This window comes from Azonexus caeni (assembly GCF_048146105.1).
Taxonomy (GTDB): domain Bacteria; phylum Pseudomonadota; class Gammaproteobacteria; order Burkholderiales; family Rhodocyclaceae; genus Azonexus; species Azonexus aromaticus_B.
This window is the reverse complement of sequence record NZ_JBKJAD010000010.1, coordinates 1-15,496: the sequence shown is the minus strand read 5'-3', so window position 1 is coordinate 15,496 and position 15,496 is coordinate 1. Positions and strand designations below refer to the sequence as shown.

The window sequence follows — 15,496 nt, the reverse complement described above, 5'->3', positions numbered from 1 at the left end:
TGGTGCTGCTCGCCCTGTTCGGCGCCGAATTCGCCCGCTGGGCGACGCTCTAGGCGGCTACTGCGGAATCTCGATGGCGTTGACCGCCCAAACTTATCCCGGCTGAGCACGCAATATCGTCATCGTGACCAGAAGCTCTCTGGCAGCACCCGGCCAGGAGCTGCCTCTCACGAAAGCGTCGCATAGCGGACGTTGGCTCTGCCCATAAGATTGCTGATTGATAAGGAGACCGACATCAGATAATCTCTATGTCATTTAAAACCTTAGCGGCGATCCAATCGTGTCCGTATTATTAGTAATAACCAGGACGAGTCTGTTCGCGAACAACTGTTAGAGCACAAGGAAACTTATGGCACAGTCTGATCAAGAGACCACATCTCGGTGGTGGGAATTCTATGCGGTCCGCTATGGAATGGGGAGTGTTGTCGGGGGTGTAATTTTCTTCTTTCTTTGTAAAACAAATCCAATATTGCAGCCTATGCTATTTAGCGCAGGGGGAACGCCTGGAGTCATTGATGGCCCCGTACTGGCATTGCTCGCAGGCTACGGCCTAGCATATTGCTATATCGCCAGCGCTCCAATTTTGGTATTCCATGTCGCAAGATTTCTATTTGAATTCGGAAGCAAACGAGGCTCTTCAATTTTAAGACTTATTATAGGTTTTGCCCCGCCATTCATCGCAACGGTAATTTTTTATTTTACAAACTCGTCCGCGGGTGCTGTACGCCATTTTTTTACAATGGTTTTTTGCCTAGCAGCCTTGGTTGTATGGCCACAATATTTAGCCATAATTGCAACGCTTTTTAAACAAAAAGCTTTCTTTTCTTTTTACCAAAAGCTTGCAAACAAGCGAGGAAAATCAACTAGTGACATCGTTTCGTCTTACAAGCACATGCGTGAGCATGGAAATTCTTTCTTCATTGTCATATTAGAAATTATTTTAGCAATAATCTTATTTGCAGCGGGGAATTTTGATTTTGCTTCAACGGGAGTGGTTAGCGAATCAAAACATATATATGCTATTCCGTATGTTTTTATAATATTGATTTGGACGCTACCTGCCGCTTTAGTCTGGTTGGTTGGTACATTATTTGAACGCGAATTCAGTGGCGTGTAGCTCTGACAATTCCCTCTCGTCAAACGTTGAGGCTGTAGAAAAACCTAGTTCGGCGAAAAATGACCGCGGCCCAGAAAAATCCGACTTTCACAATCGCTCCAGAATCGACGATCGTCGTCCTCGGAGACATAAATCATCCACCAAAATCGCCCCTCAATTTTCTGAGTGGGGTTTTTCTACAGCATCGTTAGCCCTCCAATGACCGTCCTTGTATCCCTCGAAGCATGTGAAGCAATAGCGCCGCCGTGTATTGCAAAAATCATTACCGGCGACGCCCTACCCAAAGGAGGTGGCATTTGGTCAATTGGGAATGAGATTCGGCCGTCAGACTTCTATTGTTACTTGTACGCGAAGTTCGGGCCTCCAAATGGCCTTCAGAATTTCCTTCGCGAAGACGATTCAGCAAACCTAATCCACTGGGACTGGACGTTCGCTCACACCAATGGGCTGATGATGATTCTTGGGCTCAACATGCGAACAGAAGTGCACCTTATCGGCCGCGACTGGGATTTTCCGAATTGTGACAAACAGCAATTCATTGACTACGTCAAGAGAGACCTCGGGAAATACGGAAAGCAGATGTCCCACATTCGATCAACGGTTCTCGAAGACTGGGACATGTTTGTCAATCCGTATCGGCAGCTCCGTGACGCTATTACGCAACTAAAGAAAGACCTAGACGAGCTTGCCCTTAACCCAGAAACAGAGCAGCTATCCAATTTCCAACCGGGTTCGGATCAGGCAAAGTTCCAGGCAGAATGGACTGCGCTAACCACAAAATACAACCGCGGCATCGGGCTCGCGATGGCAATTCGAGCAATGACTCCCGTACTGGCAGAGTCGTTCATCAACCTGATATTTTTCATACTGTGCCGCCCTGACATCAAGAAGAATGAACGGCTCTACAACTCGGCGGTGCGGGCCAACATAGACATTAAGGTTCAATCGCTCCATATAAATTGCATTGGCTTTAAGAGCCCCATTGACTGGTCTTCGTCTGAATGTGCTCGCTACAACACAGTAGTGAACGAGCGAAATGACATGCTCCATGGGAATGTCGTCGTGGACAAACTCAAGTTCTCCGAAATTTACTTCCTTGGGAAAGTGCCAATCTTCAAGAGCTATCAAAGCTTTTGGCAGCATTCTATTGGGGTTTCGATCAATGCATCTGGCTTTGATAAGGTTTCTGGTGACATCGAGGCCGTGAACGAATTTATTACATACGTGATGTCGTGCCTCGATGACAAGCTGAAAGAGCAAGTCGAGATGTTCACGGATCGACGAGATATCGGCGTAAACAAGAAGACCAAGCGCCTGGGCTTGCTGCTTCCCGAGCACATCGTCGATTTTGGGGTGTCCCTTGTATCGAAGGGCTAGCCCTGCGTTCGAGACGACCTGCGCGAAAAACCGCGCAGGCGCCTCAACTCCACGTTAAACGTCCGCTTTCACAGCCAACCAACTACCGCTAAGGGTCGATTCGAGCCGGTCAAGTTGATGCGACTCAGGTCTGATCAGTGCGATTCTGCGGCTACAGCGCGGCCGCGACCAGGCGGCCCAGGGTCGCCACTGCCGCCAGCTGGGCGTCGCCAACCGGATGGCCGAAATTCAGCCGCAGGTGGTGGGCGAACTCGCGCTTGGCCGAGAAGATCGGCCCCGGCGCGACGCTGATGCCGCGCGCCAGCGCCTCGCGGTGCACGCGCAGCGCATCGACTTGCGGCGGCAGTTCGAGCCACAGGAAATAGCCGCCCTGCGGCCGGGTCAGCCGGGTACCTTCCGGGAAATGTCGCTCAACGGCGGCGACCAGCGTCGCCGCCTGCTCGGCCAGGCGCCGTCGCAACTGGCGCAGGTGCTTGTCGAAACCGCCCTGGCGCAGGTAATCGGCAAGCGCGATCTGCACCGGCACCGAGGTCGCCAGGCTGGTCGCCAGTTTCTGCCGCCGGATCGCCTCGGCGTAGCGGCCGGCTGCGACCCAGCCGAGTCGGTAGCCGGGCGCCAGACACTTGGAGAACGAGGAGACGTGCATGACCAGGCCGTCGCTGTCGGCGGCCTTGCTGCACAAGGGCGCCTGGCGGTCGAAATGGAGTTCGCCATAGACGTCGTCTTCGATCAGCGGCACCTGGTGGCGGCGCAGCAACTGCAGCAGTTCCTGCTTGCGCGGGTCGGACAACAGGCTGCCGGTCGGATTGGCGAAGTTGAGCATGAACAGGCAGGCCTTCACCGGATGCTCGCGCAGCGCCGCTTCGAGCGCCGTCAGGCTGACGCCCTGGCGCGGATGGCTGGGAATCTCGATGACGCACAGGCCGAGCCGCTCGCTTGCCTGCAGACCGGCATAGAAGGTCGGCGATTCGACGGCGATCAGGTCGCCCGGCCGGGTCACCGCCTGCAGGCAGAGGTTGAGGCCTTCCATCGCGCCGGCGGTGACGACGATCTCCTGCGGCGAAACCGAGGCGCCCTGCGCCAGGTAGCGCAGCGCGATCTGCCGGCGCAAGGCCTCGTTGCCCGGCGGCAGGTCGCTCAGCGTGGACTGCGGATCGAGCCGGCGGGCGGCCCCGGCGAGGAAACGCCCGAGCTTGTCGAAGGGGAACAGCATCGCCGCCGGAAAGCTCGAGCCGAGCGGCACGATGCCAGGATCGCGGACGCTGTCGAGGATCTGGAAGATGAAATCGCTGACCTGCAGTTCGGTGGCGCCGCCGGCCGGATGCGTCATCGCCGGCTCGGGCAGTTTCTGGCCGAGCCGGGCGCGCACGAAATAGCCGGATTTCGGCCGCGCCTCGATCAGCCCGCGACTCTCCAGCAGCGCATAGGCCTGGGTCACGGTGATCGGGCTCACGGCGTGCGTGCGGCAGGCCTGGCGGACCGACGGCAGACGCTCGCCCGGGCGCAGTACGCCTTCGCCGATCAGCTTTTCGGTACGCGCAGCAATGTCCTGATAGAGACTCATGGCGCGCATCGTAGCAGCCCGGCTGGCGGAGAAATCGGGAAAAAGTGGGGAAACCACCGCAGTGGTGCGTCCTGACGGATTCGAACCATCGACCTCCACGATGTCAACGTGGCGCTCTAACCAACTGAGCTAAGGACGCCGGAACGGAAAGGCTGTGGAGCGGCAGAAGAGTCTCGAACTCTCGACCTATACCTTGGCAAGGTATCGCTCTACCAACTGAGCTACTGCCGCGTTTCCGTGTGCGAGGCGCGCATTCTACCGGTTTTCTCGAAAACGCCAAGACCTTGACAGCGAGAGGCTTTCCGGGCTTGACATCAGGCCGCGCCGAGACCGGCGCGGTGGCGCTGGGAGCGGACGATGCCAAGGAAGATGACGGCGCCGAGGTTCATCGTCAGCGCATAGACGACGCTCGGCACCGCCAGCTCCGGCTGCTGGAAGACGGCGAGCGCGACGAAGATGCCGAGACCGGCGTTCTGCAGGCCGCATTCCAGGCTGATGGCGATCGTTTCCCGGCGCTGCAGGCCGCCGGCCCAGGCGAGCAGCGCACCGCCGAGCATGGTCAGCAGGTTGAGCAGGACGGTGGCGGTGCCGACTTCGGGAAATCCGTCGATGATCGTGCTGCGGTGCGAAACGAAGGTGACGACGACGATGGCGACGAAAAAGCCGGTCGCCAGCCGGCCGACGATGCGTTCGCCGCGCTCGCCGATCAGCTTGAAGCGCAGGCGCAGCAGCATGCCGACGACGATGGGCAGCGTGGTGACGACGAGGACGCCGCCGAGCAGCTTGCCGAGCGGCATGTCGCCCGGGCTGAAGGGCGCGGCATCCAAGCCGCTCGCCTGCCAGCCGAGCAGCAGCTTGATCACCAGCGGCAGGCTGAACACCGCGAGCAGGCTGCTGAACGCCGAGACGACCAGCGACAGCGCGGTGTTGCCGCGCGCCAGATGGGTCAGGAAGGCGGAACTGACGCCACCGGGACTGGCGGCGATCAACATCAGGCCGAGCAGCATGGTCGGCGACAGGCCCAGGCCGACGCCAAGCGTGGCGGCGAGCAGCGGCAGCATCAGGATCTGGCCGGCGAGGCCGATGAGCAGCGCCCGCCAATGGACGACGACGCTGCGAAAATCGTCCACGCGCAGCGCCAGGCCGAGCGAGAACATGATGAAGGCGAGCGCCAGCGGCAGGAACAGGGTGTCGATCATGGTCGGCCGATTATACGGACACCCCGGCACAGCCAACAGGCTTACAATATCCCTAAAAAACCAAGGCCTTTAGGCGAACCGACAAGCCGAAACGGCGAAACAGGAGAACGATGAAATTCTGGCTGGCGCTGTTCCTCGCCGCCCTGCCCTTGTGCGGACTGGCGCAAGAGACCCTGACGCTGGGCATCCTCGCCTTCCGCCCGAAACCGGTGATGGCCCAGAAATACGACATGCTCGGCATCTATTTGAGCGGCGCCACCGCCGGCCATGTCGTCCGCGTCGAATATCTGGACAATGCCGAGATGAACGCGGCGATCGCCGCCGGGCGCATCGATCTGGTGTTCACCAACCCGGCGCACTACATCCAGTTGCGCTACGGCAACCGCCTCTCCGGTGCCATGGCCACCCTGCAGTCCCTGGAGAATGGCCGGGCCAGCGCCCAGCTCGGCGGCGTCATCATCACCCGCGCCGACAGCCAGATCCACAAACTGCGCGATATCCGCGGCACCCGGGTGGCGATTCCCGGCGCCGGCGCCACCTTCCTCGGCGGCTACCAGACGCAGGCCTACGAACTGCAACTGGCCGGCATCGACTTGCCGGATGCGGCGAAACTGATCGCCGTCGGCAGCCACGACAAGGTGATTCATGCGGTGCTCGCCGGCGAAGCAGACGTCGGCTTCGTGCGCACCGGCATCCTGGAAACCCTGAGCCGCGAAGGCAAGCTACAGCCCGGCGCGCTGCGCGTCATCAACCCGCAGCGCTTCGCCGGCTTCCCCTTTGCCACCTCGACCCGGCTCTACCCCGAATGGGCCTTCGCCGCGCTGCCCAAGGTACCGGAAGACATCGTCAAGCGCGTCAACCGGGCGCTGCTGCTGATCACGCCGGACATGGCGGTAGCGCAGGCGATGGGCATCCATGGTTTCACCATCCCCGGCGATTATCAGTACGTCGACCAACTGACCCGCGCCCTGCGCCTGCCCCCCTACGAGGAGGCCGATTTCCGCATGCGCGATGTCTGGCAGCGTTACCGCTGGCAGATTCTCGCCGGCATCCTCGCCCTGCTGACCATTTCGGCATTGACGGCACGCCTGTGGCACATGCGTCGGCACCAGGCACGCGAGGCGGAACGGCTGCGCGCGATCACCGACACGATCGCCGACGGCATCTACGTGCTCGACCGCGGCGGGCGGGTCCTGATGGTCAACCCGGCGTTCACCGAAATCCTCGGCTATTCGACCAAGGAGGTAATCGGCGCCATCGGTCACGATCTCTTCCATAACCACGGCAGCAACCCGGTTCCGCTGGCGCAGTGCCCGCTGTTCGAGGCAGTGCGCAACGGCCGCGCCTTCCATGGCGAACTGCAGTTCCGCCATCGCAACGGCAGCCTGGTCGACGTCGAGATTGCCGCCCGACCGATCCGCGACCCGGTCGGCCGGGCGACCGGCGGTTCGGTCAGCGCCTTCCGCGACATCAGCGAGCGCAAGCGCACGGAAGCGGAACTGCACCGCCACCGCGACCATCTCGAAGCGCTGGTCGAGGAACGCACCGCCGCCCTGATCCAGGCCAAGGAAAGCGCCGAGGACGCCAGCCGCGCCAAGAGCACCTTCCTCGCCAACATGAGCCACGAACTGCGCACGCCGATGAACGCGATCATGGGCATGACCAGCATGATCCTGCGCCAGACCAGCGAGCGCCAGTTGCGCGAGCAACTGGGCAAGATCGATGGCGCGTCGAAGCACCTGCTGCACGTGATCAACGACATCCTCGACATTTCCCGGATCGAAGCGGAGCGGATGAAACTCGAGGAAACCGATTTCCGGCTCGGCAGCGTGCTCGAGAACCTGCACAGCCTGACCGCCCAACGCGCCGCAGAAAAGGGACTGGCCCTGCACATCGACGTCAGCGACGCGACCAGGGGGCTGTCGCTGATCGGCGATCCCTTGCGCCTGGGCCAGGTCCTGCTCAACCTGACCGGCAACGCGATCAAATTCACCCATGCCGGCCAGGTCACCGTGCGCTGCCAGGCCGGCGAAATCATCGACGGCAACGTGACCCTGCGTTTCGCGATCGAGGACAGCGGCATCGGCATCGCCGATGAAGCCCGGCAACGCCTATTCACCGCCTTCGAGCAGGCCGACAACTCGATGACCCGCAAGTACGGCGGCAGCGGCCTCGGCCTGGCGATCAGCAAGCGCCTGGTGCACCTGATGGGTGGCGAAATCGGCGTCGACAGCGTCGCCGGCCAGGGCAGCACCTTCTGGTTCACCGCCCGCCTGCGCCACGACGACGACGCGCGGGTAGCCGACACGCCGGGCAGTTCGGCCGAGTTGCAGATCATCCGCGAATTCCTGGCCAGCCGCGTCCTGCTCGTCGAGGACGAGCCGATCAACCGCGAAGTGGCGCTCGGCCTGCTCGAGGATTGCGGCCTCTGCGTCGACACCGCCGAGGACGGCGGCGAGGCGGTGGCGCTGGCGCAGCGCGAAACCTATGCGCTGATCCTGATGGACATGCAGATGCCGACCCTCAACGGCATCGAAGCAACGCGCGCCATCCGCGCCGCATCGCTCAACCGCGAGACACCGATCATCGCCATGACCGCCAACGCCTTCGCCGAAGATCGCCTACGCTGCCTGGAAGCCGGCATGAACGACCACCTCGGCAAACCGGTGGCGCCGGAACGGCTGTTCGAAACCCTACTCCAATGGCTGCGCCAGTCCCGACCGGCGCAGTGATCGGGTACGACCATCGTACAATTCAAAGGGAATAATGAAGCAGGGATAATCGGCGCATGTCCGCTTCCCTCATCCTTGTTCCGCTGCTCTTCATCGGCACTGTCCTGATGCTGCTTTACCTGCTCGGCTGGATCTGGCCCGGACCGGGCGAATAGCCGGCGCCCGCCGGCGATTTACAAATCGCGCATTTCCTTACCAATGCGGCACGGCCCTTGCGGTAACATCGCCGCAAGATTTCTGCCCAGCGGGGAATTCATGCTTGCCAAACGCTATCCCAACGAAAAACAGGACAAAAAAAAAGCCAGCCTGAAAAGGGCCGGCATCACTACTTCCATCGTCAATCGTTTGCTGGCGGAGAGGGAGGGATTCGAACCCTCGGTACCTTGCAGTACGCCTGATTTCGAGTCAGGTACAATCGACCACTCTGCCACCTCTCCGCAGCGGCCGAGATAATAGCACAAGTTATGGCGCGGTTTAACAGCCTTGTCGCATTTCTGCTCACTCTGCTGCTCGCTGCCTGCGACAGGGGATGGCCGGTACCGCTTCCCTACCCGACGCCGGGCAAGCAGAACCTCGTCGTATTGACGCGCCCCGGCCCGCTCACCTACCAGCTCGACGAATCGGGCAGCATCAGCGGGCTGGAATACGATCTGGTCAACGGACTGGCCGAGGAACTGGGCGTCCCGGTCAAGTTCAACGTTCTGTCACCAGGCGAACTCAGCCGGCAGTTGCTCAACGGCTCCTACCACATCGCCGCCTCCTGGCTGTCGCCGGGAAGCAATCCGGAGATGCAGAGCGGCCCGCCACTGTTCAAGACCTACGATGTGCTCGCCCAGCACGAGGCCTCGTTGCCGCTGACCTCGCTCGACCAACTGGCCGGCAAGACCGTGCACGCGCTGGCCGGAACCCGGCAGGCAGCAACGATCCGCCGTCTGATGGAAAAAATCCCCGGCCTGCAATTGATAGAAATCGGTCAGGGCGACGTCATCGACCTGCTCGAAGCGCTCGGCGAACAGAAGATTTCCTACGTCGCGATGGACGGCAAGTTCGCCGACATCGCCAACCAGTATGTTCCCAGCCTGCGCACCACCCTGCCGCTGAGCAGCGAGGCGCCGGTCGTCTGGTGGCTGGGGCCGGTGCCGAATCCGGAACTGAAGGCGCGGATCGAAGCCTATCTCGAAAGAATCCGCGCCGATGGCACGCTGGCCCGCCTAGAAGAACGCTATTTCGGCCACGTCCGCCGCCTGCAGCAGGACGACGTCGAAAAATTCCTCGGCCACATCAAGACCACGCTGCCACAGTTGCGCAAGCATTTTCTGGACGCCGAACGGCAGACCGGCATCGACTGGCGGCTGATCGCCGCGCTGGCCTGGCAGGAATCGCATTGGGACCCGTTCGCCACCAGCTATACCAATGTCCGCGGGCTGATGATGCTGACCGAGGAAACCGCCGACCGGCTCGGCGTCAGCAACCGCCTCGACCCGCGCGAGAGCGTCCTGGCCGGCGCCCGCTACCTGAACATGATCCGCAACAGCCTGCCGCACGACATGCCGGAACCCGACCGCACCTGGCTGGCGATCGCCGGCTACAACATCGGCCCCGGCCACCTCAACGCGGCACGGACCATCGGCAAGCAATTGAACGCCGACCCCGGCGCCTGGTACGACATGAAGCGGGTCCTGCCGCTGCTGGCCAAGCCCAAGTATTACAGCCGGCTCAAATCCGGCCGGGCGCGCGGCGGCGAAGCGGTGATCATGGTCGAAAACATCCGCAGCTATTACGACATCCTGGTCCGCAACGCGCCACCGCTGACCGCCGCCATCTCGCCGATGGACGGCAAGATCGGCATGCGCGGCGAGGCGCCGGAACTCAGGCTCGGACGCTGAACCGGCGCCGAAACAATCAGCGCGTCGACGTCAGCTGTTCCAGACCCCCCATGTAGGGACGCAAAGCTACCGGAATGGTGACGCTACCGTCGGCCTGCTGGTTGTTTTGGCTACGGCCGCGCCTGCGGCGCTTAACGCGCGCTACGCGCGGTTAGCCTGCGCCGAAACAATCAGCGCGTCGGCGTCAGGCTTTCCAAACCGCCCATGTAGGGGCGCAAAGCGGCCGGGATTTCGACGCTGCCGTCGGCGCGCTGATTGTTCTCCAGAATCGCCACCAGCGTGCGGCCAACCGCCAGACCGGAGCCGTTCAGCGTGTGGCAGATTTCCGGCTTGTTCTTGTCGTTGCGGAAGCGCGCCTGCATGCGGCGGCCCTGGAAGGCGCCGAAGTTGGAGCAGGAGGAAATCTCGCGGTAGGTATTCTGCGCCGGCAGCCAGACTTCGAGGTCGTAGGTCTTGGCGGCGGAGAAGCCCATGTCGCCGGTACACAGCACGACGCGGCGGTAAGGCAGTTCCAGTTTTTCGAGGATCACTTCGGCGTGGCGGGTCAATTCCTCGTGCGCTTCGGCCGATTTTTCCGGATGGACGATCTGCACCAACTCGACCTTGTCGAACTGGTGCTGGCGGATCATGCCGCGCACATCGCGGCCGCCCGAACCGGCTTCGGAACGGAAGCACGGGGTGTGGCAGACGAACTTGAGCGGCAGCACCTCGGCGGCGAGGATTTCGTCGCGGACGATGTTGGTCACCGGCACTTCGGCGGTCGGAATCAGGTAGAGCGGATCCTGCTCGCCGCGCAGCACCTTGAACAGGTCTTCCTCGAACTTGGGCAGCTGACCGGTGCCGTAGAGGCTGGCGGCGTTGACCAGGTAGGGCGCGTAGAGCTCGGTGTAGCCGTGCTCGGCGGTGTGCGTGTCGAGCATGAACTGGGCGAGCGCGCGGTGCAGACGGGCCAGACCGCCCTTCAGCAGCGAGAAGCGGGCGCCGGAAATCTTGGCGGCGGTGGCGAAATCGAGCTGACCGATGGCCTCGCCGACATCGGTATGGTCCTTGACCGGGAAGTCGAAAACGCGCGGCGTGCCCCAGCGCTTGATCTCGACGTTGGCGCTCTCGTCGGCGCCAACCGGCACCGATTCGTCGGGGATGTTGGGCAGCGCGGCGAGGATCGCGTTGAACTCGCCGAGCAGTTCGGCCAGGCGCGCTTCGGAAGCCTTCAGTTCGTCGCCCAGGGCGCCGACCTGGGCCATCACCTCGGAGGCATCCTTGCCCTGCCCTTTCAACATGCCGATCTGCTTGGACAGGCTGTTGCGCTGCGCCTGCAGGTCCTGGGTGCGCGTCTGCAGCGTCTTGCGCTCGGCTTCCAGCGCCGCGAAGGCGGTGAAGTCGATGGGTTTGCCGCGCTTGGCCAGACCGGCGGCGACGGCATCGAGATTGGAACGGAGTTGTTGGATGTCGAGCATGATCATTTTCCTGGATGGGGCCAGGCGGCAGCGGATTCCCCTGGAATCAGCCGGCGCCAAATCAGCCGGTGATTATACGCGACACGCCAACGCCCAGAATCGGACTGACCCGGTTATCATTACGCCTCGCTCATAAATATTCAAAACGCATGACTCGCCATTTCATCCCAACCCTGCTTTCCGTGACACTTGCCGCCGCCTGCATCGCTTCCGCCTCAGCCAACCCAGCCCCCCCCGCCCCAACCACCGCCAGCGTCACCGACGCCTGGTGCGACGACCTTGGCGCCCGCCTGCACAGCGTCGACGCCGACCACTGCCGCAAGCAGTCCTTCGTCACCGGCAGCGAGCGTACCGCTGGCGGTCGCGCCCTGGTCTGGCGCGACATCAAGGCGGTCAGCAAGCACCCGGACAAGGCACCGCGCGTGCTGGTCGTCGGCGGCATCCACGGCGACGAACTGACCGCCGTCTCCATCGTCTTCCGCTGGCTCGAATGGGTCGGCGAGGACGCCGGCAAGAAATATCACTGGCGGATGATTCCGGCGTCCAATCCGGACGGCCTGCTGATCCGCCCATCGACCCGGGTCAACAGCAAGGGCGTCGATCTCAACCGCAACTTCCCGACCCCGGACTGGGACAGCGACGCCAAGAAATACTGGATCGAACGCACCGGCCGCGACCCGCGGCGCTTTCCCGGGGAATCCGGCGGCTCGGAAATCGAGACGCGCTGGCTGGAAAAACAGATCGCCGACTACAAGCCGGACGTCATCATCAGCATCCACGCCCCTTACAACCTGCTCGACTACGACGGCCCGGCGCCGCAGCCGCTGCGCTTCGGCCGCCTGGCGCTCAACCGTCTCGGCGTCTACCCGGGTTCGCTGGGCAATTACGGCGGCCTGCACAAGAACGTGCCGGTGGTCACCATCGAACTGCCGAACGCGACGATGATGCCATCGCCGCGCGACCAGCGGGCGATGTGGGTGGACATGCTGAAATGGATGGACCGCAACATCAAGGCCGGCAACGGCAGCGCCAAGGAAACCACCAAGCGCCCGGAAAAATACGGCGAGCCCGTCTTCAAGGGCAAGATCGATCACAAGAAGATCGACTGACCCCAGCTACTTCTTGCCCGCCTTGCGATCCAGATCGCGCAGGTGGGCGAGTTTTTCGCCGATCTTGCCCTCCAGCCCGCGCGGCGTCGGCGCGTACCAGCCGGGCTCAGGCATGCCGTCCGGCAGGTAGCTCTCGCCGGCGGCGTAGGCTTCCGGCTCGTCGTGCGCGTAGCGATAGGCCTTGCCGTAGCCGAGTTCCTTCATCAGCTTGGTCGGCGCGTTCCTGAGATGCACCGGCACCGGCCGTGAACCGTCCTTGGCAACGAAGGCGCGCGCCGCGTTGTAGGCGTTGTAGCCGGCGTTCGACTTGGCCGCCACCGCCAGGTAAGTCACCGCCTGCGCCAGGGCCAGCTCGCCTTCCGGCGAACCGAGGCGCTCGTAGGTTTCGGCCGCGTCGTTGGCAATCTGCATCGCCCGCGGGTCGGCCAGGCCGATGTCTTCCCAGGCCATGCGGATGATCCGCCGCGCCAGGTAACGCGGATCGGCGCCACCATCGAGCATGCGGCAGAACCAGTACAGCGCGCCGTCCGGGCTGGAACCGCGCACCGACTTGTGCAGCGCCGAAATCTGGTCATAGAAGGCGTCGCCGCCCTTGTCGAAACGACGCAGGTTTTGCGCCATGGTGGCCTCGATGAAGGCGCCGTCGACCGCCGAAACCCCCGCCGCCCGCGCCGCCGTGCGCACCTGTTCGAGCAGGTTGAGCAGGCGCCGCGCATCGCCGTCGGCCAGCCCGATCAGGCGCGTCTTCGCTTCCTCGTCAAACGCCAGATCGGCCAGCGCCCGCGCCTGGGCGCGGTCGAACAATTGCCCCATCTCGGCCTCGTCGAGCGACTTCAGCACATACACCGAAGCCCGCGACAACAGCGCCGAATTGACCTCGAACGACGGGTTTTCGGTCGTCGCACCGATGAAGGTGAACAACCCGCTTTCGACAAACGGCAGAAAGCCGTCCTGCTGCGACTTGTTGAAGCGGTGGATTTCATCGACGAAGAGGATGGTCCGCTTGCCCTGCACCTTCCACAGTTCGGCCTGCGCCACCGCCTCGCGCACTTCCTTGATGCCGGAAAACACCGCCGACAGCGCGATGAACTCGCACTGGAACTGCGTCGCCATCATCCGCGCCAGCGTCGTCTTGCCGACGCCCGGCGGCCCCCACAGGATCATCGAATGCGGCTGCCCGGACGCAAACGCCAGGCGCAAGGGCTTGCCCGGCCCGAGCAGATGCTGCTGGCCGATCACCTCATCCGGCGTCTGCGGGCGCAACTGTTCGGCGAGCGGGGCGGAACGGTCGACTTCGGTAGAAGAAAACAAATCGCTCAAGGTTCAACCACGCAAAAGGTTCATGAATTGATCGGTGCTCATCCCCTTGAACTGCACCGCATTGGCCGAACCGCGCACGCGCGCAAACGCCTCGCGCACCCTGCCGACAACCGCCGGTACCGGGCGAATCACCACCTCGCCGTTATCGCGCAGTTCAAACTCGACCTCGCCATGCGGCAACAGGCCGGCCTTCTCGCGGATTGCGCGCGGAATCCTTACCTGCCCCTTGCTTGATATCCTCATTACTCCTCCACCATCCAGCTTTTGCCGGAGAGTATTGCCGAAGCCGGCTACTGTAAAGCACGCACCGCATCCAACGGCGACACCACGCCCCGCCCGCCCCGGTTGAGCTCATGCGTGTAGATCATTGTCGTCGACACATCCGAGTGGCCCAGCAGTTCCTGCACGGTACGGATGTCGTAACCCGACTCCAGCAAGTGGGTGGCAAAGGAATGGCGCAACGTGTGCGTCGACGCCGGCTTGGCGATGCCGGCCAGCCCTACTGCCCCCTTGATCGCCCGCTGCAGCGCCTGCTCATGCGTATGGTGACGACGCTCGATGCCGCTACGCGGATCGGTTGACAACTCGCGCGCCGGAAACACCCAGAACCAACCCCACGATTTGGGCGCAGCCGGGTACTTTCGCGCCAGCGCCTCCGGCATTTCCACCCCCGGCCGCCCGGCTGCCGCATCCTGCTCCCACAAATTGCGCACCCGGAGCAGATGCGCCTGCAAAGCCGCCATCAAGGACGCCGGCAACACCGTCAGCCTATCCTTGCCGCCCTTGCCATGACGCACCGTCAACTCGCTACGCTCGAAATCGACATCCTTGACCCGCAGCCGCACGCACTCCATCAAGCGCATGCCAGTTCCGTAGAGAAGACGGGCCATCAACGCATGCGTCCCGTCCATCGCCGCCAGCAGGCGCTCGACCTCGCCGCGCGACAGCACGACGGGCGTCCGTTTCGGCTTCTTCGGCCGATCCAGATTGGTCAACCAGGGTAGATCGATGCCGAGCACTTCGCGGTACAGAAAGAGCAGCGCCGACAAGGCTTGCTGGTGCGTCGACGCCGCCACCTGCAAATCCGCCGCCAGATGCCCGAGAAACGCCCGAACCTCGTCAGCCCCCATCTCCCTGGGGTGACGCCGCCCATGAAAAGCCACGAAGCGGCGCACCCACTCGACATAACAGCGCTCTGTCCTTATGCTGTAGTGCTTGTAAGGGATGACTTCCCGAACCCGCCCCAGCAAGGTCGATGATTGATTCAGTTCCATGCCGTACCTGCCAATCGATATTAACTGGTTATAAATACAGTATTCCATCTTTACCGATATGACAAGAGACTTCTCGCGCACCATGTTTACCAGCGTATACGTCAAGAAGCCAGCATATGCGGCGATCGCGCCTGATATCCAGGCTCCACGCCATGTTCGAGCGCCGTCCATCCTGGGAAATATGCGGGCGAACTCCGCCAAAGCCCACTCCGGCCGGCCCTTCGCTACTGACATGCCGTCCAGAATAGATGGCGGCATTCCAGAATATGCGGCAAATATGCCGTCCACTTTACGTTGAACTAAACCGCTACGCGGTGGCAGGGTGCTCGACGGTTAGTTCTACTTTGTCAGATTCGGCATTACTTTGATGCCCGAAGGGTTTTGGCCTGTTTTTGGTAGGCGGATTGCATCGCCTCAAGTCGTCGGCGATGGCGTTCGGTGATCATGTCGGCCATGTCGTC

The 15,496-nt window shown here is 62.0% G+C and carries 11 protein-coding genes and 3 tRNA genes; 5 read left to right on the top strand and 9 right to left on the bottom strand.

All coding sequences use genetic code 11. The features are described 5' to 3' along the window. The first annotated feature begins 349 nt into the window (after nt 1–349). Nucleotides 350–1,117, top strand: a complete 768-nt coding sequence (locus ACLIIZ_RS11260; RefSeq protein WP_416692215.1) for a hypothetical protein — start codon at nt 350–352, stop codon at nt 1,115–1,117. A gap of 198 nt (nt 1,118–1,315) precedes the next feature. After that, on the top strand, nt 1,316–2,494 hold the full coding sequence (locus ACLIIZ_RS11255) for a hypothetical protein (RefSeq protein WP_416692214.1): 1,179 nt from the start codon (nt 1,316–1,318) through the stop codon (nt 2,492–2,494). A 151-nt stretch (nt 2,495–2,645) separates the two neighbouring features. On the opposite strand, the gene ACLIIZ_RS11250 is transcribed toward ACLIIZ_RS11255, so the two are convergent. The 4 genes from ACLIIZ_RS11250 to ACLIIZ_RS11235 all read right to left on the bottom strand — a co-directional run bounded on the left by ACLIIZ_RS11250 (nt 2,646) and on the right by ACLIIZ_RS11235 (nt 5,257). Further along, a complete protein-coding gene (locus tag ACLIIZ_RS11250; protein WP_416692212.1) occupies nt 2,646–4,058 on the bottom strand; it encodes an aminotransferase-like domain-containing protein in 1,413 nt (470 codons plus the stop codon). 62 nt (nt 4,059–4,120) lie between these two features. Beyond that, a tRNA-Val gene (locus ACLIIZ_RS11245) sits at nt 4,121–4,197 on the bottom strand. 16 nt (nt 4,198–4,213) lie between these two features. Beyond that, nucleotides 4,214–4,289 (bottom strand) — tRNA-Gly (locus tag ACLIIZ_RS11240). An 83-nt stretch (nt 4,290–4,372) separates the two neighbouring features. Next, complete coding sequence (locus ACLIIZ_RS11235) at nt 4,373–5,257, bottom strand: bile acid:sodium symporter family protein (protein WP_416692210.1); 885 nt, start codon at nt 5,255–5,257, stop codon at nt 4,373–4,375. Between the two features lie 110 nt (nt 5,258–5,367). On the opposite strand from ACLIIZ_RS11235, the gene ACLIIZ_RS11230 reads away from it, so the two are divergent. Further along, entirely contained in the window at nt 5,368–7,989 is a 2,622-nt protein-coding gene (locus ACLIIZ_RS11230; RefSeq protein WP_416692208.1) for a PhnD/SsuA/transferrin family substrate-binding protein, read from the top strand. Between the two features lie 349 nt (nt 7,990–8,338). On the opposite strand, the gene ACLIIZ_RS11225 is transcribed toward ACLIIZ_RS11230, so the two are convergent. Then, a tRNA-Ser gene (locus ACLIIZ_RS11225) sits at nt 8,339–8,426 on the bottom strand. 27 nt (nt 8,427–8,453) lie between these two features. Between ACLIIZ_RS11225 and mltF the strand changes: the two genes are divergently transcribed. Continuing rightward, nucleotides 8,454–9,875 carry a membrane-bound lytic murein transglycosylase MltF gene (gene mltF, locus ACLIIZ_RS11220; protein WP_416692206.1) on the top strand — a complete coding sequence of 474 codons (1,422 nt, stop codon included), beginning with the start codon at nt 8,454–8,456 and terminating at the stop codon, nt 9,873–9,875. Between the two features lie 170 nt (nt 9,876–10,045). Here mltF and serS read toward each other — a convergent pair whose 3' ends face one another. Then, a complete protein-coding gene (gene serS / locus ACLIIZ_RS11215) occupies nt 10,046–11,332 on the bottom strand; it encodes a serine--tRNA ligase (protein ID WP_416692205.1) in 1,287 nt (428 codons plus the stop codon). Between the two features lie 149 nt (nt 11,333–11,481). Here serS and ACLIIZ_RS11210 point away from each other — a divergent pair, with 149 nt between their 5' ends. After that, nucleotides 11,482–12,441 (top strand): M14 family zinc carboxypeptidase, encoded by a 960-nt coding sequence (locus tag ACLIIZ_RS11210; protein ID WP_416692203.1) that lies wholly within the window; start codon nt 11,482–11,484, stop codon nt 12,439–12,441. A gap of 6 nt (nt 12,442–12,447) precedes the next feature. Here the strand turns inward: ACLIIZ_RS11210 and ACLIIZ_RS11205 are convergent, their stop codons facing one another. From ACLIIZ_RS11205 to ACLIIZ_RS11195, 3 genes are read right to left on the bottom strand one after another with little or no spacing between them, the layout of a single operon-like run. Beyond that, nucleotides 12,448–13,761, bottom strand: coding sequence for a replication-associated recombination protein A (locus ACLIIZ_RS11205; RefSeq protein WP_416692202.1), 1,314 nt, complete (start codon nt 13,759–13,761; stop codon nt 12,448–12,450). Nucleotides 13,762–13,764: 3 nt separating this feature from the next. Further along, nucleotides 13,765–14,004, bottom strand: a complete 240-nt coding sequence (locus ACLIIZ_RS11200; protein WP_416692201.1) for an AbrB/MazE/SpoVT family DNA-binding domain-containing protein — start codon at nt 14,002–14,004, stop codon at nt 13,765–13,767. A 47-nt stretch (nt 14,005–14,051) separates the two neighbouring features. Beyond that, on the bottom strand, nt 14,052–15,035 hold the full coding sequence (locus ACLIIZ_RS11195) for an integron integrase (protein ID WP_416692200.1): 984 nt from the start codon (nt 15,033–15,035) through the stop codon (nt 14,052–14,054). Nucleotides 15,036–15,496: the final 461 nt, after the last annotated feature.